Annotated in this window: 15 protein-coding genes and 1 pseudogene; 13 read left to right on the forward strand and 3 right to left on the reverse strand. The window is 32.9% G+C overall.

Translation table 11 applies throughout. The features are described 5' to 3' along the window. Positions 1 to 116 precede the first annotated feature (116 nt). From HNR33_RS07605 to abc-f, 3 genes are all read right to left on the reverse strand, one after another. Positions 117 to 536 carry a HutP family protein gene (locus HNR33_RS07605; RefSeq protein WP_429081909.1) on the reverse strand — a complete coding sequence of 140 codons (420 nt, stop codon included), beginning with the start codon at positions 534 to 536 and terminating at the stop codon, positions 117 to 119. Positions 537 to 626: 90 nt separating this feature from the next. Next, on the reverse strand, positions 627 to 1082 hold the full coding sequence (locus HNR33_RS07610; RefSeq protein ID WP_429081911.1) for a staygreen family protein: 456 nt from the start codon (positions 1080 to 1082) through the stop codon (positions 627 to 629). A 72-nt stretch (positions 1083 to 1154) separates the two neighbouring features. After that, positions 1155 to 2813: a ribosomal protection-like ABC-F family protein gene (gene abc-f / locus HNR33_RS07615; protein ID WP_429081913.1), complete on the reverse strand. Its 1659-nt coding sequence runs from the start codon at positions 2811 to 2813 to the stop codon at positions 1155 to 1157. Between the two features lie 406 nt (positions 2814 to 3219). Between abc-f and HNR33_RS07620 the strand changes: the two genes are divergently transcribed. The 13 genes and pseudogenes from HNR33_RS07620 to HNR33_RS07680 form a co-directional block, all read left to right on the forward strand. Then, positions 3220 to 4527, forward strand: coding sequence for a putative DNA modification/repair radical SAM protein (locus HNR33_RS07620; RefSeq protein WP_429081916.1), 1308 nt, complete (start codon positions 3220 to 3222; stop codon positions 4525 to 4527). Further along, positions 4527 to 5267, forward strand: coding sequence for a TIGR03915 family putative DNA repair protein (locus HNR33_RS07625; protein WP_429081917.1), 741 nt, complete (start codon positions 4527 to 4529; stop codon positions 5265 to 5267). Before HNR33_RS07620 ends, HNR33_RS07625 begins: the two co-directional genes overlap by 1 nt. A 202-nt stretch (positions 5268 to 5469) precedes the next feature. After that, complete coding sequence (locus HNR33_RS07630; RefSeq protein WP_429081919.1) at positions 5470 to 6162, forward strand: transglycosylase domain-containing protein; 693 nt, start codon at positions 5470 to 5472, stop codon at positions 6160 to 6162. Between the two features lie 30 nt (positions 6163 to 6192). Then, a complete protein-coding gene (locus HNR33_RS07635; RefSeq protein ID WP_429081921.1) occupies positions 6193 to 7122 on the forward strand; it encodes a glycoside hydrolase family 73 protein in 930 nt (309 codons plus the stop codon). 197 nt (positions 7123 to 7319) lie between these two features. Beyond that, positions 7320 to 8846 carry an efflux RND transporter periplasmic adaptor subunit gene (locus tag HNR33_RS07640; protein WP_429081923.1) on the forward strand — a complete coding sequence of 509 codons (1527 nt, stop codon included), beginning with the start codon at positions 7320 to 7322 and terminating at the stop codon, positions 8844 to 8846. Then, positions 8846 to 9529, forward strand: coding sequence for an ABC transporter ATP-binding protein (locus HNR33_RS07645; protein WP_429081926.1), 684 nt, complete (start codon positions 8846 to 8848; stop codon positions 9527 to 9529). The genes HNR33_RS07640 and HNR33_RS07645 overlap by 1 nt, the downstream gene beginning before the upstream one ends. 17 nt (positions 9530 to 9546) lie before the next feature. Then, positions 9547 to 10725, forward strand: coding sequence for an ABC transporter permease (locus HNR33_RS07650; RefSeq protein ID WP_429081929.1), 1179 nt, complete (start codon positions 9547 to 9549; stop codon positions 10723 to 10725). Between the two features lie 221 nt (positions 10726 to 10946). Continuing rightward, positions 10947 to 12077, forward strand: coding sequence for an ethanolamine utilization protein EutH (gene eutH, locus HNR33_RS07655; protein ID WP_429081931.1), 1131 nt, complete (start codon positions 10947 to 10949; stop codon positions 12075 to 12077). Further along, entirely contained in the window at positions 12077 to 13855 is a 1779-nt protein-coding gene (locus HNR33_RS07660; RefSeq protein ID WP_429081933.1) for an aminopeptidase P family protein, read from the forward strand. Before eutH ends, HNR33_RS07660 begins: the two co-directional genes overlap by 1 nt. A gap of 577 nt (positions 13856 to 14432) precedes the next feature. Continuing rightward, positions 14433 to 14786: pseudogene (locus HNR33_RS07665) on the forward strand (GyrI-like domain-containing protein); the annotation flags it as partial. 314 nt (positions 14787 to 15100) lie between these two features. Then, positions 15101 to 15343 (forward strand): phage tail protein, encoded by a 243-nt coding sequence (locus HNR33_RS07670; RefSeq protein WP_429081936.1) that lies wholly within the window; start codon positions 15101 to 15103, stop codon positions 15341 to 15343. A gap of 40 nt (positions 15344 to 15383) precedes the next feature. Beyond that, a complete protein-coding gene (locus tag HNR33_RS07675; protein WP_429081939.1) occupies positions 15384 to 16397 on the forward strand; it encodes a cadherin-like beta sandwich domain-containing protein in 1014 nt (337 codons plus the stop codon). Between the two features lie 214 nt (positions 16398 to 16611). Further along, positions 16612 to 19408, forward strand: a 2797-nt coding sequence (locus tag HNR33_RS07680) for a beta strand repeat-containing protein (RefSeq protein ID WP_429081942.1), incomplete at its 3' end; no start/stop codon positions are given.

The raw sequence follows: 19408 nt of genomic DNA on the forward strand, positions 1-19408 counted from the left end.
TCCTATCTTAATTTCTTTGTCGTTATTAATGATAGGTTAACATAATGTTCTGGGGTTTTTCTATTTGTAAATTTTAACTAGCACAACGGGTTAAATTAGTAATTTTCAGAAATATATTAATCAACTACTGGAATAGACCTGTGTCCAAGTCCAATAGCTAAGTCATTAAGATGCAGAAGTCCGATGCTTATGAATAAACATACACTTATATGTTCTTCGCTACGAGCGATACCGATTTTTCCGCCGACATTTAATCCAATGGACTTTTGGCTTACCTGCATTATTGCTTCTCTTGCAGCACCCGCTACAGCACCTTCATGAACGTGACAATCATTAATAACACCAGTTTTTTTTGAAGCTACTAAAGCTCTTTCTATTATCTTTGGAATAGAGTTTATCAAATCTCCACCTATATCAACAGCTGTTGCTTTAATTGCTTGTCTAGATAGCTCTTCTATAATATTTTTTTCCTCTTCTCTAGTGGAGATTGCCAGCTTAACTGAGGCTTTTGCTACATCTGTACTTTTACTTCTCATAAAATCACTCCTTATAAGCTTTTAACATAATTATAAACAAAAAGCAGGTAAAATACTATGCAAAAAAATAATAGGCTTTTAGTCAGCCTATTATTCATAATCTGAAGGAGTACCCCAGTATTCAATACGATTTAAATAAGGATACATTGAAGTAAAATACACATAAATCGGTGCATTGTTTAATTCAGAATGCGTTTTAAAAAACACGTCATCACCATATCTAATAGCTTCTAGTGCTAAAGATAGCTCACGGACGAAAATACTGTTTCTTATTGCAGATAGGTTGGGATTAGCTAAGCCAAGCTGCCCATCTACGTAAACACATGCGTATAAAATATAACTATTGTTAATGAGCTGCCATTCAGCTAATACTTCATCTCTCATAGGTCCAATATTATCATAAGCAAATTGTAATCCTATAGTTAGAAATAGTTCAGCAGTGATATCTGAATGTGTTAATGTATAACGTCTTGCTTCAATAGGTGCAGTTTTAGTAATACCGTCACGAAATTCAACAGATAGTTTATTGGGATCTAGTCTTTTCAAAATCATACCCCCCGTTTTTAATGTACCTATACTATAATATGCATAGGCTAATATCTAAGGGAACGGTGAGGATTAAGCATTTTTAAGAGCTTTAATTTTTTTAGCTATATCAAAATATTCTTTTTCAAGTTCCTTTTTTTCACTTTCGTTGCAGTTTAACATTTTAAACGATATATGTGATAGGGTCATTTCCAGACTAAGAATTTCTTCTTTTCTATCTGTAAATTCTGCTCTGACAGGCCGTGCTTTTTTGCTAAGGTAGTACTCATATCCTCCTAAATATTGATATAGACTGTTGCTGGAAATCTCCCATATTTCTTCGGCCATTTTTTTGATAAAATATCTATCATGTGAAACAAGTAGGATGGCACCATTATAATTTATTAGGGCATCTTCAATTATTTCTCTAGTAGGAATATCAAGAAAATTAGTTGGCTCGTCTAGAACTAGAAGGTTGTTGTCCTGCAGAATTAGCTTTAGAAATATTACTCGTACTCTTTCCCCAAGACTTAAAACCTTTATTTGTTTATATACATCATCACTTTTAAATAGCATACAACCTAATAGTGTTCGTACGAAGCTTTCATCTTTATTGATCTCTTTAATTTCTTCAAGTATTGTTGCTTCTGTATTTAGATTTTCTAGCTCTTGCGAGAAGTACCCAATTCTTGTTGAAGGCGAAATATACAAGTTGCCAGATAATTGCTCTCTACCCACAAGGCCTTTTAGCAGTGTGCTTTTTCCTATACCATTTTTACCAACTATAGCAACTCTCTTGTGTCTGCAAACATTAAAGCTTATGTTATTAAACAGAGGTTTGTCAAAAGATTTAGACAGGTTTTCTGCTCTAATTAGTGTCTCGTTAATTTTTGTATTGTTATCATCAAACTTCATGGATATTTTCTTTATCTCTAACGGTTTTTCTTTTTTATCCATTTTTTCAATTCTTGATATGATGGCTTTTGATCTTTTAGCAATTTTAGCTGATTTACCCCTTTGAAAGTCATTTTGAGACATGTCATTATATTTATTAGCTCTATTCATATGGCTTCTAGCGGCAATTTCAAGCTTTTTCTTTTCCTTAATATATTCTTCATATTCTTGCATAGCTTTCTCATATTCTAACTTTTTCTTCTCAGCATAAAAGCTGTAATTACCGTTATATTCATTTATTGTTTTATTTTCAAGCTCAAATATTTTTGCTACTGTATTATCTAGAAAATATCTGTCGTGGGTTATCATCAGCACAGCGCCGTTAAAGCTATTAATAAAGCTTTCAAGCCAGACAATAGAGTCATAGTCTAGATGATTAGTTGGCTCATCTAGTATGAGCATGTCAGGTTCTTCTAGAATTAGTTTTACTAAATATAGTTTAGTTTTCTCTCCGCCACTTAGGGTAGAAATATTTCTATCTTCTATATTCTTCAAATCAAACTTACTTAATATCTTAAGAACCTCTGCGTAGTTATCTACTGACTTGATAAAATCATATACTTTAATATCCTTATTAAAAGATATATGCTGAGGAAGATATCCAAACTTTCCATAGATAGTTACATTTCCATTATTAGGCTTAAGTTCTCCTACTATAGTTCTAAATAGTGTGGTTTTTCCTATGCCGTTTTGGCCAACTAATCCAACTTTATATCCTTTATATAGTTTAAAAGAGATATCTTTAAGTATTTCCTTTTCATTAATATATTTGGTTATATTATTTACATTAAGTAGCATAATACCAACTCCTTTACAAAAAAATATAAGCCGTAGGCTTAGGACCATACAGCTTTAATGATATATACATACATTGAAGTATATAAATAGACACAAAAAACCATGGGCACAAAAATACCCATGGTCATTATACAAATAAGGTTAGGAACAGATGTGGTTTTCAAAAAAAGTAGGGTACTAACAAGCCTGACAAACAAAACTACAATATAAAATTTTTATTATATTATTTTTGTTTGTCATATTGATCATTAGACTGTACCTCCTGTGTGTAATGTATTTATTATACAACAATAGTCAAAATATTTCAACAAAAAGAAATAATGAAAAATAAATTACCGAACATATGTTTGAAACACATGGTATTTGTGGTAAAATATATATGCAAACTTATGTTCGGGGTGGTTGTATGGAAATATTAGATAAACTTAAAATATTATCTGATGCAGCGAAATATGATGTTTCATGCTCATCAAGTGGAAGTGCGAGAAAGAATAAGAAAGGTGGACTGGGAAATGCCAGCTTGAGCGGCATATGCCATAGCTGGTCTGATGACGGGAGATGTATTTCATTACTGAAGATTTTATTTACAAACTATTGCATATATGATTGTGCCTATTGCATAAATAGAGTCTCAAACGATGTAGCCAGAGCTGCATTTACTCCGGAGGAAGTTGCAAGCTTAACTATAAATTTTTATAAAAGAAACTACATAGAAGGATTATTCTTAAGCTCAGCAGTATACAGAAGTCCAAATTATACAATGGAGCTATTATTAAATACAGTAAGAAGACTTAGAGAAGAAGAACATTTTAATGGATATATACACTTAAAGGCGATACCTGGCGCAGATAAAGCATTGATTGAGAAAGCTGGAATGTACGTAGATAGAATGAGTGTAAATATAGAACTGCCTTCAAATGAAGGTCTTAAACTTTTAGCTCCTCAGAAAAAAAAGGAAGCTATTATTAAACCTATGGGATTCATTAATTCAAGAATGATGCAATCAGTCGAAGAAAGAAAGAAGTTTAGAGCATCACAAAAATTTGTACCTGCAGGTCAAACTACTCAGTTAATAGTCGGAGCAACTCAAGATAATGATCTAAAGATATTAAAATTATCTGAAGGATTATATAAGGGATTTGATTTAAAAAGAGTTTATTACTCGGCATATGTTCCTATTTCAACTAATCCTAATCTACCAGCTATATCAACTCCTCCTTTAGTCAGAGAACACAGACTTTATCAAGCTGACTGGCTGTTGCGCTTTTATGGATACAATGCAGATGAACTTTTAGATAATAAAAAACCGAATTTTGATTTAGAACTAGATCCAAAATGTGATTGGGCACTAAGAAATATACATATGTTTCCTGTAGAAATAAATAAAGCTGAATATTATCAGCTTTTAAGAGTGCCAGGTATCGGAGTTAAGTCAGCAAGAAGAATTATTACTGCTAGACGAATTAACTCATTAGACTATGAAGATTTAAAAAAGCTAGGGATAGTTTTAAAACGCGCACGGTACTTTATTACTTGCAAAGGCAAACATTACGGGCTAAAGAGCATGGATGCATTTGATATTAAGCGAGACTTAAGCTTTGATGACATTAACAAGAAATCCAAAAATAACGGTCATCAGTTATCAATCTTTTCATTGTATCCTAATGCGTTGCCAGTCACAGATAATATTACAAAAATTACGGGGGAATTTTAATGCTATATTACATATATGATGGCAGCTTTGATGGTCTCCTCACAGCTATACATGAAGCATATTATAGAAGAGAACAACCTAATAGGATTACATCTGAAGCTGATATTCAACAAAGTTTTATGATAAGCAAAGTGTATATACATACTGATAATGAAAAAGCGCGAAAAGTTTATAATTCAATACAGTCAAAAATCTCTGCACAAGCACTTGAAAATGTATTTTATGCTTTTTTATCAGAGGTTGATGATAGCAGTACAGCAATATATCAATATTTAAGACTAGGATGGAAAATAGGAAAGGACATAGACTCACATCTCTCAAATGATGCAGTATTAAAGGTACATAGCATATGCAGAAAGGTTCGTAGGGAAAATCATGCTATGTTAGGACTTATACGCTTTAGGCGACTTGAAAATGACATATATTATTCTCAGATTGAGCCTGAATATAATATTATAGGACTAGCTGCTCCTCATTTTGCATCAAGATTATCGAATGAAAATTGGGTCATACATGACTTAAAGAGAGGCATAGCTGCTATGTATAATAAAAATGAATGGATCATCAAGGATGTTGATACAGTAGATGAACTCAAGTTTGAAGAAGATGAAGAAATGTATCAACAGCTTTGGAAAGAGTATTTTAAAAGCATAGCTATTAAAAATAGAATTAACCCTAAATTACAAAAAAAGAATATGCCTATAAGATATTGGAAGTACCTAATCGAAAAGCAGTTGTAAAATATATTGAAGTATTATGTACAGTTTTTTGCGTCATTAACTACGTAGAATTTTTTTGTTATATGAAACAAATAATTATAAATTACGTCTAAATTACAAAAGTGTAAGATTAATAAGGAATATTGTAATGTAAATAAATAGATATAGAGAGCTTGAAAGTGTAGAATTTAAATAAAGAAACTATTACGGGAGATGCGTTAGGATGAAGCGAAGTATTATATTGATTATCATAGTATTCAACTTAATAGCAGGAACTGCGGTACTAGGATATCAAGGTGATAATGGAGAGTATACCTTAGAGGAAGATTTGAGAAAACAGATTTCTGAAAATATTCCTAATTATATTAAAATTGATGATATGCCAAAAGATTTAATTAATGCAATAGTGTCTGTAGAAGATAGAAGATTTTTTAATCATAATGGATTTGATGTTATTGGTATAAGTAGAGCATTTTTAACTAATATAGCGGAAGGGGAAATAGCAGAAGGAGGCAGCACTATAACTCAACAGCTTGCAAAGAATCTATTTCTTTCAAATGAAAAGAAGCTTGATAGAAAGCTTAAGGAATTAGTTTTAGCTGTTAAGCTTGAGAATAGATATACTAAAGATGAAATTCTAGAAATGTACCTAAATTTGATATATTATGGGTCAGGTGCATATGGTGTTCAAAATGCTAGCCAAGAATATTATGGAAAAAATGTCTGGGAGCTTTCTTTAGAAGAATGTGCAATGTTAGCAGGGCTTCCTCAGGCTCCAAGTGCCTACAATCCTAAGAAATATTTAGAGAAGGCTGAAAAAAGGCAAAAAATAGTCATAGAAGCAATGAAGGATAATGGATATATTGATGAAGGAGTACAAAATACTATTGGTCAAACAGTATCATTAGTCCAATAGTGCATTAAATAAGGGGGAGAATCATTACGAATGAGGATTATTAAACTAATATTTAAATTCTTTTTCTTTTTAGTCTTTATATTGGTATCAATGGTTATTGTGACTTACTTTAGGAACATTAATAATCATATAAGCTTAAGTAATTCTGATATAATGCTTTATATAGAAACTGCAGATGAAGCAAGCCAAGGGAAACTTCAAGTGAATTGGAAGCACTTAGCTGCTATCGATGGTGTTCGTTACAAAAGGGACTTTTCTAAAGCTACTAGTGAAAGTATAAGAGAATTAGCAGATATATTTATTGAGAAAAAAAGTACAAGCCATGATGATAAAGGAAGAGGATACAGATTAAAAAGCATAGACGAGATATTAGTTGAACTTAGGTTTGACGAAAAGCAAACTAATAATGTACATAAATATCTAGTGGACCTAGAGCATGAGGGTTTGAATAAAAAAAGGCTAGCGCCAGATTCTCCATATATGGAATTCATTGATGAAATAACAGATGAAGCTATTGCTATGTATAACGAATATGGGGTATTTCCATCAATTACAATCGCGCAAGCGATTTTAGAATCAGGATGGGGGAAATCGGATTTAAGCATAAAAGCTAACAATCTATTTGGTATAAAAGCTGACAAATATTGGGGCGGAGCCTATATTTCAATGCAGACCACTGAATACCATGATGAACAGGTAAAATCTAATTTCAGGAAATATGAGAGTAAAAGTGCATCATTAGAAGATCATGGGAAGTTTATATATGATAATAAGAGATATAGAAATAATGGAGTTTTTGATGCCACATATTATGTGGATCAAGCAGAAGCACTTGAAAGAGCAGGGTATAGCACTAAAGAAAATGAAAATGGTGAAAAGATATATGCAGAATTATTGATCAATCTTATAAGACAATACAATCTCCAGCTTATAGACCATGAGGTACAAAGCTGTTTATAATAGAAAGCCTAGCTACTAAGTTAGGCTTTTTTGCTGATATTAGTTTTATAGTGACAAAATTGTAAGATGAAACACTAAAAATGTAATTCAAATGAATGGAATACTTATCCTGTTTTTCTTATAATAAGCTTGGTTGATTAATAAACCAGAGTATAAAGCTTATACTGTAAAGATTATTGAATAAGGAGTTGTAATGAATGAAGAATAAGAAAGTAAAAATTGTAGTACTTATCGTAATGGTATTGTTAGCAACAGTATCCATTCTATTTAGGAAAAATATTATATCTGTATTCAGATCTGGCGGTGCAGAAAATAGTGAGTTGAATATGGAACAGAATTCAACTGCTACAGTAAAAACAGGAGATATAGAAATGAGTATAGCAGGTAGTGGGAATATTGAATCAAAGCTTGTTAAAGAACTTAAAACTCAGAATGGTGGTATTGTAAGTAGTATTTATGTCAGAGAAGGAGAGAAGATAGAAAAAGGGGATGTGATACTTGAATTAAATAATGATACGGATAATATTAGTATTAATCAAGGAAACCTAAGTATTTTCGAAGAAGAAATGAATCTTAAAAAATTGAAAGAAAGTGTATCGGATTTAAAAGTTAAAGCTCCTTTTTCAGGAGTAGTTACTGAAACTTTTATTGATGAAGGAGATACGGTTTCTGCAGACCAAGAGCTTTTAAAGATTGTAGATAAAAGTGTTTTAGAAGCAGTGGCTCCATTTAATAAAACAGTAATTGACAAAATTAATGTTGGAGATAGTGTAAATGTAGTTTTTCAGAATAATATGGAGACCGCACAAGGAAAAATCACGAAAATAAGTGATCAAGGCTATGGAACTGAATATGGAGGGCTGTTATATGACGTCACTGTTGAAATAAAAAATCCTGGAGCATTGATAGAAGGTACAGAAGTTCAGATTGGCGTAAATGACAATTCATTTATTATAAACTCAACAGAACGCTCTAAATTGAAATGGAAATCTGATAAGTCTGTGGAGCTTAAAGCATCAGGTAAACTGACTAAGATTCTTGTTCAGAAAGGGCAAAAGGTGACAAAAGGTCAAATTATTGCAGAAATAGAAAATGAAAACCTAACGAGAGATATTCAGATACAGGAAAAACATCTTGAAAATACAAGACTAGAGCTTAACAAAAAGAAAAATGAACTTAGTGATAACATAATTCTTTCTCCTATCTCTGGAACTTTGATAGAACTAGGAGTAGTTAGCGGCGAAAATATACTCCAGGACTCGACAGTAGGTAAAATAACAGACCTTGAGAATCTTGAAGTTACAATTCCAATTGATGAGCTTGACATATTAAAAATTAAAAATGGTCAAGAGGCAATAATTAATACTTTAGCTATGGAAGGCACTGAATTTAGAGGAAAGGTAACAAATATTTCTCAAGTTGGAAAAGTGGAAAATGGGTTTTCTACATATAATGTAACTGTAAGTATTGATAACCCTAAAGATTTAAAGCTGGGAATGAGTGCAAAGGTAAGGATTCTCATAGACTCAAAGAAGGATGCACTATTAGTTCCTTTAGACTGTATAACTACGAGAGATCATAAGAGTTATGTTAAAGTAAAAGACACTAAGGATGAGATTAAAGAAATAGAAGTTCAAATAGGATTGGTATCTAATGATTTTGCAGAAATAGTAAGTGGAGAATTGAAAGATGGAGATATTGTGTTAAGGGGGATGTCATTTTAATGGAAAATCCAATTATAGAGATGAAAGATATAAAGAAAACATATAAAACAGGTTCTCTTGAAGTAGAAGTGTTAAAAGGGATATCGCTGACAGTGGAGAATGGAGAGTTTGTATCTATAATTGGAGCAAGTGGCTCGGGAAAATCTACTCTTATGAATATCATTGGATGTTTAGATACATGTTCATCTGGTGAATATATATTAGATTCAAAAGATATTAACTCATATACAGAAAAAGAACTAGCTGTGATAAGAAATGAGAAAATAGGCTTTATATTTCAAAAGTTCAATTTACTATCTAAGCTAAATGCTTATGACAATGTTGAATTACCTTTACTGTATAGGGGAGTTGATAAATCTACAAGAAAAGAAAGTGTTTTAAAATCTTTAGAAATGGTTGGATTAGATGATAGATTAAAACATAGACCATCTGAAATGTCAGGTGGTCAGCAGCAAAGAGTAGCGATTGCAAGAGCACTTGCGGGAAGGCCACCTCTTATCTTGGCTGATGAGCCTACAGGTAATTTAGACAGCAAGTCTAGTGAAGAAGTTATGGAAATTTTAGTTGAGTTGAATAAGAAAGGTATTACAGTAGTTTTAATAACTCATGATAACAATGTTGCTAAGCTTGCAAATAGAATTATTGAAATAAAAGATGGTCAAATAGTAAATGAAATATACTAAAATTAAAGGTGATATACATGAATCTACTTACTACAATTAAATTATCAATTAAAGAGATATTATCTAATAAGTTACGGTCATTATTAACTATGTTAGGAGTAATAATTGGGGTATTCTCTATAATAGTTTTAGTATCAATAGGGAAAGGTGCAACAGCAAGCATAACAGCAGACTTAGAAGAAGGATCAGACATAATAAATGTTAATATCTATCCTTACAAGCCAGATGATCTCATGAACTATGATGAAACCATAGAATTTTTTAGTGATTTTGACCCCAAGAGCATAGCACCTATTGTAAATAATAATATAGAGATAAAATATGGTGATTTTAAATCTTCAGTATCTGTTACAGGGATAGATATAAGCTATTTATCATTAAACAACCTACCTCTAATAAACGGTAGAACTATTACTCCGTTAGATTTAAAGTATAGGCATAAGGTGACAGTGATTAATGAGCTAATGGCTAAAAACTTTTTTAAGGACAAAAATCCTATTGGGAAAACAATAAAAATGAATGGTGATGATTATCAGGTAATAGGTATTATAAAAGACCAAGAAGCGTCAATGTTTAGAAGACCACAAGAAGAATCATATGTTCCTATAACGACTGCACAGAGAGCTTTCCAGACAAAAGGCATATCAAGTATACAAATTCAGGCTGCTAGTAGCGGGCAGGTATTGGCTTTGTCTGATCAAATAAAGGATGCATTGGAGGAAAAATACCCTACTGATGAAGGTCAATACGAACAATATTATATATATACTCCAGAGGAAATAATTAAAGAAGTAAACACTGTTACTGGCACCCTTACTATGATGATTGCAGGAATTGCTGGGATTTCTCTTCTAGTAGGAGGAATAGGTATTATGAACATAATGTTTGTTTCAGTTACAGAAAGAACTAGAGAGATAGGAATAAGAAAATCCATAGGAGCACAAAGAAAAAATATATTGCTGCAGTTTCTTATTGAATCTAGTGTTGTTAGTGGAGTAGGAGGAATTATTGGCATATTGTTGGGGATTGGAGTCAGTACGCTAATTGGAAAGTTAAGTCCTCTGCAAACTAAAGTAGATATGGAAATAATATTATTTGCTTTTAGTTTTTCTTTAGCAATTGGAATTGTTTTTGGAATTTATCCAGCTAATAAAGCCGCTAAGTTGAAACCTATTGATGCTTTAAGATTTGAATGATATAGAAATAATTATAAATATAGAATACATCTGCAAATTACTGCAGATGTATTTTTAATCTTCAGAATTAACTACAAATTTTTAATAATTATAATATATACAATTAAAAGCCCTTGTACTATAATATAGTATGATAATAATTTAAATATTACGTAAAAAATTTTATCGTGATAAAAATTAAACTAATATAAATTTAAGCATATAGAATAAGGAGACTTAAAATGAATAAAGTAATATTATATGTAATATTTATATTTGCTGTGTTAGGCTGCTTAGATAAAATAACAGGAAACAAATTTGGTCTTGGAAAGAAGTTCGATGAAGGTTTTATGGCTATGGGGAATTTATCACTAGCAATAATAGGAATATATGCTTTGGCTCCAGTACTTACAAACGGATTATCAAGGGTTATAACTCCGATATTTTCAATGCTAGGCGCTGATCCATCCATATTTCCAGCGTCAATATTAGCTTGTGACATGGGGGGATATATTTCTTCGGTAAAGATTGCCCAAACTAAGGAATTGGGTCTTTTTTCAGGACTCATATTATCATCTATGCTAGGTGCGACTATAATATTTACAATACCTATAGGAGCAGGAACAATTGAGAAAGAAGATTATCCCTTTTTTACAAAAGGCATATTAGCTGGAATGGTTACTATACCAATAGGTTGCATTGTTGGAGGAATGATGTCAGGAATATCCTTTCAGGTACTTCTGCCAAACCTTTTACCAATTATAATTATGTCATCTTTATTAGGAATTGGACTAACGAAATGGCCAAATAAAATGATATCAGCCTTTAGACTATTCAGCAAAATAATAGTTATTACTGGAGCAATAGGGTTAATAATAAGTATTTTACATCAATTAACAGGGATTACTTTGCTTAAAGGGATGGAGCCTTTTACAGAAGGATTAAAAATAGTAGGAAGTATAGTTGTAGTATTAGCAGGTGCCTATCCGATGATGCATGTAATAACAAAGGTGCTTAAGGGACCGCTATCTATACTAGGCAATAGAATAGGAATAGGAGAAAAGGCCGTAGCAGGAATTATTATTGCCCTTGCAAATAGCATACCTGCATTCATATTATTGAAAGATATGGACGACAGAGGGAAAATAATTTGTTCCGCATTTGCAGTCAGTGGAGCCTTCACTTTTGGAGGGCAGTTAGGGTTTGTGGCTAGCATAGATCAAACAATGATAGCTCCTTTTGTATTGGCAAAGCTAACAGCAGGAATAAGTGCTGTTGCGTTAGCGCTTTTACTTACTAGGGATATGCAGGAGCTTCATAATGCTTCTGTTTATAGAATTCCATTAACACAATCAAATAGGGGGGATTTTTAATGAAAGTAAATGAAAAGCTACAAGAGCTTAGAGGATTAATGCAGCAACAAGGAATAGACGCATACATAATTCCCAGCTTTGATGCACATCAAAGCGAATATGTTCCAGAGCATTGGAAATCTAGAGCATGGATATCAGGCTTTACAGGTTCAGCTGGTACAGTAGTTGTTACAATGGATGAAAGTGGACTTTGGACTGACGGTAGATATTTTATTCAAGCAGAAAAACAGCTTACAGGATCAGAAATAAAGCTATTTAAGATGAGAGAACCAGGAGTGCCTACATATAAGGAATGGCTTGCAGAGGTTCTCCCTGAAAAAGCATGTGTTGGATTTGATGGAAAGGTTTTTTCATGCAATCAAGTTAAGCAACTAGAAAACACTCTTAGCAAAAAAAACATTAGATTAAATGATGAATATGATTTTATCGATGCAATATGGAAAGGAAGACCAGAGCTTCCACTAGATAAAATATTTGCTCACGATGTAAAATATACAGGACTCTCTACTGCAGAAAAACTTGAACAAATAAGACAAGAAATGAGAAAAAAAGGTGCAGATTACTATGTAATAAGCAGTCTTGACGATATAGCATGGATGTTCAATATTAGAGGAAATGATGTGCAAAATAATCCTGTTGCTATTTCTTATGCATTGATATCATTAGATAAAGCATGGCTATTTATAGATAAGAGAAAAGTCGATAAGGATGTTGAGAAAGTATTAAATGAAAATGGCGTAGACGTAATGGAGTATATTGAAATAGAAAATATGCTGACCTCTTTAGAAAAAACCACAAAAGTATTTTATGATCCCGACAAGGTTAGCATATGGCTTAACAGATGCATGCCTAAAAGCTGTGAAAAAGTAGAAGGAAAAGATATTGCAATGCTTCTTAAAACAATAAAGAATGATGTTGAAATTCAAAATCTCAAGAAATGTCAAATAAGAGATGGAGTAGCTATGGTAAGATTTCTTCATTGGCTTGATGATAATATAGGAAAAGAGTCAATTACAGAAATATCAGCATCTGATAAGCTAGAAAGTTTTAGAAGTCAAGGCGAAGACTTTATAGGCATTAGTTTTGATACAATAGCTGGTTATAAAGAGCATGCTGCTATGATGCATTATAAGGCTACAGAAGAAAGCCAATATACACTACAGAGTGAAGGCATGTTCTTAGTTGACTCAGGTGGACAATATCTTGATGGAACTACAGACATCACTAGAACTATGGTATTAGGAGATATAACTGATGAAGAGAGAAAAGATTTTACATTAGTTTTAAAGGGACATATAGCATTATGCCAAGCTAAATTCCTTCATGGAGTGACTGGAACAAATCTAGATGTACTTGCAAGACTTCCATTGTGGGAGCAAGGTATTGATTACAAGTGCGGAACAGGACATGGCGTAGGATATTTACTAAGCGTGCATGAAGCACCGCAAAGATTTAGTATGGAATATAACAATACAAAGCTAGAAAAGGGTATGGTTATTACAAACGAGCCAGGTGTATATAAGGAAGGAAGGCATGGCATAAGAATAGAAAATACATTACTAGTAGTAGAAGATGAGCTTACAGAATCAGGACAGTTTATGAGATTTGATGTTATATCCTACTGTCCTATAGATTTAGATGGTATAGACGCAAACTTACTTACAGATAAGGAGAAAACATGGCTAAATAATTATCATAAAAAAGTATATGAAGCTTTATCTCCGTATTTAGATGAAGAAGAAAAAGAGTGGTTGAAAAAAGAAACTAGAGAGATATAATGAAAAAAGTACGCCAATATTACATCAAAAGTTGAAGGAGAAAAACACATATTACAAAATATTATACTTTTACTGGATAAAGAAGTACTTCTTTATCCAGTTTTTATATTAATTCAAATAGCTGGTTATTTTCTCAAAATATATACATAAATTAGTTTGCATTCATATTTATGGTAAGATATAATTAAAGAAAAATTACTTAAAAAGGAAAATAGTTAAGAATACTAAAGAAAATAAAAGATTTATAGAAGAAAGGGAGTATATTAATTGGAGTATATGTTAGGAGAAATACAGGATAGATATAAATTATTAAATAGATAGGTAGTTGCAAAACTAAATAGCTATTAGGCTAAACATAAGGTAAATAGTTATGAAGCTCTACAACTGATTATTTATAAAATAAAAAAGGGGGTTCAATATGGCAAAACTAGTGAAGTTACAAATCAAACAAATGCCTGATATGTGTATTATTGGGAAAGCAGTATATCCGAGTATGGATATGAAAGAAAATCCGATTCCAGCATTCTGAGATAAGTGTTTCAGTGATGGTACATTTACTAAATTAGAAGAGCTATCCCAATATCATATTGATAGTGCATATGCAGGATGGATGAGTGATTGGGGCAAAGAGGACGGTAAATTTACATATATGTGCGGGATGCTGATGAAGCCAGAAACTCCTGTACCAGAGGGATATGTTTGTCGAAAGATACCTTCTGCTACAGTAGCTGTTGGTTGGATTCAAGGACCAGAAAAAGAAGTTTATTCAGTTGCACATGAATTCACACAAAAATCACTAGAAGAACAAGGATACGTAGTAGATAGTAATGTCCTTTGGTGCATGGAACTATATGTTTGTCCGCGCTTTACAAAGCCAATGGAAAATGGAGACATCATACTAGATTATTATATACCATGCAAAAAGAAATAAATCATTAGGTAGTTGCAAAACTAAATAGTTGTTAGGGTAAACATAAGGTAAAAAGTGAAAATTTAAATAGAGGATTAGAATTAGTTAAGCCGACATCATTGAAAGTTACTATGACATAAAAGAGAACATAGCAAGGCTAAGATATTGTGCTAATAAATATCTTTCTCTCTAGTTATTTAATGTATCGGTGAATATATTAATATATTAGATAAATAGTAGGGGAGTCCTAAGAAACAAGTTTTTAAAACTAAGTTTTTAACAGTTGTGGAGTCCTACAAGTGACTATATTAAAAAGAATTAAGGGGGATTTTTACATGGATTATTTAATAGGTCAAATTACATTATTTCCATATTCTTTTATACCATATGGTTGGCTACCATGCAATGGTACTCTTTTACCAGTAAATCAATATCAAGCATTGTTTTCATTGATAGGGAACAAATTTGGTGGAGATGGTGTTACTAATTTTGCATTACCTAATATGCAGGGTGCTGAACCAATACCTGGAATGGCATATGCAATATGCAATCAAGGCATATATCCACAAAGACCATAGATATTGCTGCATTAATTTGATTGAAGGGAATGAGATAATTATGAGTACAAATTTAGCTCAGTATAAACCCGCTTCAGCAAGCAGTTATGTAAAGCCATTTGCACCTGATCGGGCTGTTGATAACAATAAACAACCTGCGTTCAGATGGGTATGCAATAAATTACCTGGGTGGTTGTGTGTTGATTTAGGAGCAGTATACTATATAGATAGATGGGTAGCTATACATATGGAATCATCAGGCTGGGATAACAGATATAACACAGTAGACTATTCTTTACAAGGAAGCTTGGATAATTATACTTGGTTTACTTTAGACACAGTTTCTAATAATACTGCATCAGTTACAGATCGTAAGTTTACAATAGTTCAAGTGAGATATGTTAGGGTACATGTAACAAAAGGACTAGCTATAAATCCACAATTAGCTTCTATTGCTGAACTACAGATTTATGAAGCCTGTAGTCCATATCTAACAGGTCTTACTCTAAGTGCTGGTACTTTAAATCCTAAATTTAGCAAAGATATTACACAATATAATGCTACTGTCTCAGGAATATCAAGTGTAACTGTTACTCCTACAGCAGAAGATCCACAAGCTAGAATCACTGTAAATGGCATAAATGTTCCAAGTGGACAGCCATCATCAAGTATAAGCTTGAATATGTGTAGCAATATGATTACAGTGGTATCAACGTCTTCTGATGGAGCATCACATGTGAATTATACAATTGATGTTACCAAGACAGAGCCTAGTGCGAATTTAACTAAAGTTAATGTAACATATAGAGGTAGAAGTGGTGATGTAACTACAACAATAAACGTTGTTGATAGTCAGACAGAATACTCTGTTGATTTACCTGATACAGTAAATAGTGTTACTATCACACCATATTCACAGAATGTGACTGCATCAATATTAGTTAATAATGATCAGATTTTAACTAGTGGTCAGGTTTCAGCAGCGATATCAGTAGCTAAAAATACGAGAATACCAATAAACGTAACTGTTAGTGGTGATTCAATTAGTAAAGCGTATGGAATTACTATAGTATAAGGTTATTAGTAAAAAATATCTTTGTTACTTGCATACAACTTAGAAAGTGCTTAGTATATATAGCACCCATGTCAAAGCTTAATGAAGTTTATATGATATGGGTGCTGTGTATGTTTTAAGCAATTAGTGTCATAGCAACATATAAGTTATTTAATATTCTAAGTTTCAATAGTATTAAATTAGTACCATAAATATTGAAAAGGAGGAATAAACAGTGAAACAGAGGTTGTTGAAGAAAATACTTGTGCTCTTATTTACAGTTATTTTAACATTTAGTGTTTTCTTTGGTTTTATATCGTCGAATGTTAATGCTGATCCACTGCCGGCAATTGATGGAACACATAATTTTGGCTCATACTTTAATTATAATGGTTCAAATTCAGCAATAAGTACTGATACTAATTTTACTATTGAAACCGATAAGTATACATTTATGAGTGATGGAACAGGTGCATGGATTGATGATCTTAATAAGGTCGAAGAAGAAATAGTAACAATAACTGTGGGAAAGAATGACGGGGGTTCACTTCAAAGCTTTATTTTAAATTCTGTTGATGTAGGCGAATATCTTGCAGATGGTGTTTATACTGTTACAATAAAAGGTTATATAGGTACTAAAGAGGTGTTTAGTACAGAACCATATCATAATGTGCAGACTGGTGAAGAAAATCATTTCCCTCTTGATATGAGTAACGCTCAAGGTAAAGTAATTGATAATTTCAAAATCATTTATACAAAAGGTGCGGGAACTGGTTTCGCACATGAAAATTTCACGTTATATAGTTTTACGATTAATAGTGCTTCTACTGACCCACCACCAGAGACAACAGCACCAAATGTAACCTCTATTACACGCTTAAATCCTGTAAATGAAGCAACAAATGCAGAAACAGTAACCTATTGCATAGCTTTTGATGAAACTGTAAGCGGAGTAGATATAAATGACTTTGCACTGACTACAACAGGAACAGCCACAGGAACGATAGCGTCAGTATCAACAGATAGTGGAGCAACAAGAGATGTAACAGTAAATAATATAAGTGGAAATGGAACATTGAGGCTTGATTTGAAAAATAATGGAACAGGAATAATTGATACAGCAGGAAATGCAATAAGTGGAGGGTTTACATTAGGCGAAATATATACTGTAGATACAATATCGCCAAGTGTAAGCTCAATAGCACGTTTAACACCAGTAGATGAATTAACAAATGCAACATCAGTAACCTATCGTGTGACTTTCAATGAAGTTGTAAGTGGAGTAGATATAGCTGATTTTACGCTGATTAATACAGGAACAGCAATAGGATCGATATCTTCAGCTTCAGCAGTTGGTGATCAAATAATAGATGTAACAGTAGACATAATAAGCGGAAATGGAACATTGAGGCTCGATTTGAAAGATAATGGAACAGGAATAGTTGATGGTGTAGGAAATACAATAAGTGGAGGGTTTACAGGAGGTCAATTTTATACAATAGATACAAATGCACCAACAGTAAGCTCAATAGTACGCCAAACACCGATAGATGAAATAACAAATGCAGCAACAGTAACATATAGAGTAACCTTCAGTGAAGCAGTAAGTGGAGTAGACACAACTGATTTTGTACTTACTGGAACAGCAACAGGAACAATAGCATCAGTATCAGCAGATAGTGGTACAACAATGAACGTAATTGTAAATGATATAAGTGGGATAGGAACATTGAGGCTTGATTTGAAAGATAGTGGAACAGGAATAGTTGATGGTATAGGAAATGCAATAAGTGGAGGTTTTACATCGGGAGAAAGCTATACAATAGATACAGTCGCACCAAGAGTAGTCTCCATAATACGCCAAATGCCAGCAGATGAATTAACCAATGCAGCATCGGTAATCTATAGAGTAAGCTTCAGTAAAGCAGTAAGTGGTGTAGACACAACTGATTTTGTACTGACTACAACAGGAACAGCCACAGGAACGATAGCGTCAGTATCAACAGATAGTGGAGCAACAAGAGATGTAACAGTAAATAATATAAGTGGAAATGGAACATTGAGGCTTGATTTGAAAAATAATGGAACAGGAATAATTGATACAGCAGGAAATGCAATAAGTGGAGGGTTTAACACAGGTCAAACTTATTCGATAGATACAGAAGCACCAAGTGTAAGCTCAATTATACGCTTAACTCCTAGATGTGAATTAACAAATGCAACATCAGTAACCTATCGTGTGACTTTTAATGAAGTTGTAAGTGGAGTAGATATAGCTGATTTTACGCTGATTAATACAGGAACAGCAATAGGAACAATTGCGTCAGTATCAGCAAGTAGTGGGATAGCAATAGATGTAACAGTAGACACAATAAGTGGAACAGGAAAGCTAAGACTTGATTTGAATAGTAGTGGAACAGGAATAGTTGATGGTCTAGGAAATGCAATAAGTGGAGGCTATACAACAGGTGAAACCTATACTGTAGATACAGTGGCTCCGACAATAAGCTCAGCAACAGAAGTAGCAGTAAATAATGCATATATAGATGTAACGTTTAGTGAGGAAGTACGTGGAGCTAATGATAGTACTACATTGGTAGAACCTAGTGATTTTGGAGTAAACTTTCTTACAAATGGAGGAACAGCAACAGGTGCAACAATAACTTCAATAACAAAGACAACAGGTGGAGACATAGATGGAAGTGAAAAGACAGTAAGATTTAATTTAAATATAACAGGAATACCCAATGGAGTGGAAACTATAGAAATCAAGCCTGCAAGTGAAACCTCTATATATGATATAGCAGGCAATTCAATGCTTTCAACACAAACATGCGGAACTAAGAACTTAAATCCAGTAACAGTAGCAGTAACAAGTATAACCGTAAAGGGAGAAGGAGACGTAACAACGATAGACACCAAAGCAGGAACTCTGCAAATGATAGCAGAAGTACTGCCAACAGATGCAACAGACAAGTCAGTAACCTGGGCAGTAACAGAAATAAACGGAAGTGCAACCACAAAAGCAACAA

This window comes from Brassicibacter mesophilus (genome assembly GCF_050433385.1).
In the GTDB taxonomy this organism is placed as follows: domain Bacteria; phylum Bacillota; class Clostridia; order Tissierellales; family Proteiniboraceae; genus Brassicibacter; species Brassicibacter mesophilus.

Bases quoted from the DNA above. Each gene is read 5' to 3' on its own strand.
- HNR33_RS07635 (WP_429081921.1), top strand. From the start codon at position 6,193: ATGAGGATTATTAAACTAATATTTAAATTCTTTTTCTTTTTAGTCTTT.
- eutH (WP_429081931.1), top strand. From the start codon at position 10,947: ATGAATAAAGTAATATTATATGTAATATTTATATTTGCTGTGTTAGGC.
- HNR33_RS07660 (WP_429081933.1), top strand. From the start codon at position 12,077: ATGAAAGTAAATGAAAAGCTACAAGAGCTTAGAGGATTAATGCAGCAA.
- HNR33_RS07630 (WP_429081919.1), top strand. From the start codon at position 5,470: ATGAAGCGAAGTATTATATTGATTATCATAGTATTCAACTTAATAGCA.
- HNR33_RS07640 (WP_429081923.1), top strand. From the start codon at position 7,320: ATGAAGAATAAGAAAGTAAAAATTGTAGTACTTATCGTAATGGTATTG.
- HNR33_RS07645 (WP_429081926.1), top strand. From the start codon at position 8,846: ATGGAAAATCCAATTATAGAGATGAAAGATATAAAGAAAACATATAAA.
- abc-f (WP_429081913.1), bottom strand. From the start codon at position 2,813: ATGCTACTTAATGTAAATAATATAACCAAATATATTAATGAAAAGGAA.
- HNR33_RS07670 (WP_429081936.1), top strand. From the start codon at position 15,101: ATGGATTATTTAATAGGTCAAATTACATTATTTCCATATTCTTTTATA.
- HNR33_RS07650 (WP_429081929.1), top strand. From the start codon at position 9,547: ATGAATCTACTTACTACAATTAAATTATCAATTAAAGAGATATTATCT.
- HNR33_RS07675 (WP_429081939.1), top strand. From the start codon at position 15,384: ATGAGTACAAATTTAGCTCAGTATAAACCCGCTTCAGCAAGCAGTTAT.
- HNR33_RS07625 (WP_429081917.1), top strand. From the start codon at position 4,527: ATGCTATATTACATATATGATGGCAGCTTTGATGGTCTCCTCACAGCT.
- HNR33_RS07605 (WP_429081909.1), bottom strand. From the start codon at position 536: ATGAGAAGTAAAAGTACAGATGTAGCAAAAGCCTCAGTTAAGCTGGCA.
- HNR33_RS07620 (WP_429081916.1), top strand. From the start codon at position 3,220: ATGGAAATATTAGATAAACTTAAAATATTATCTGATGCAGCGAAATAT.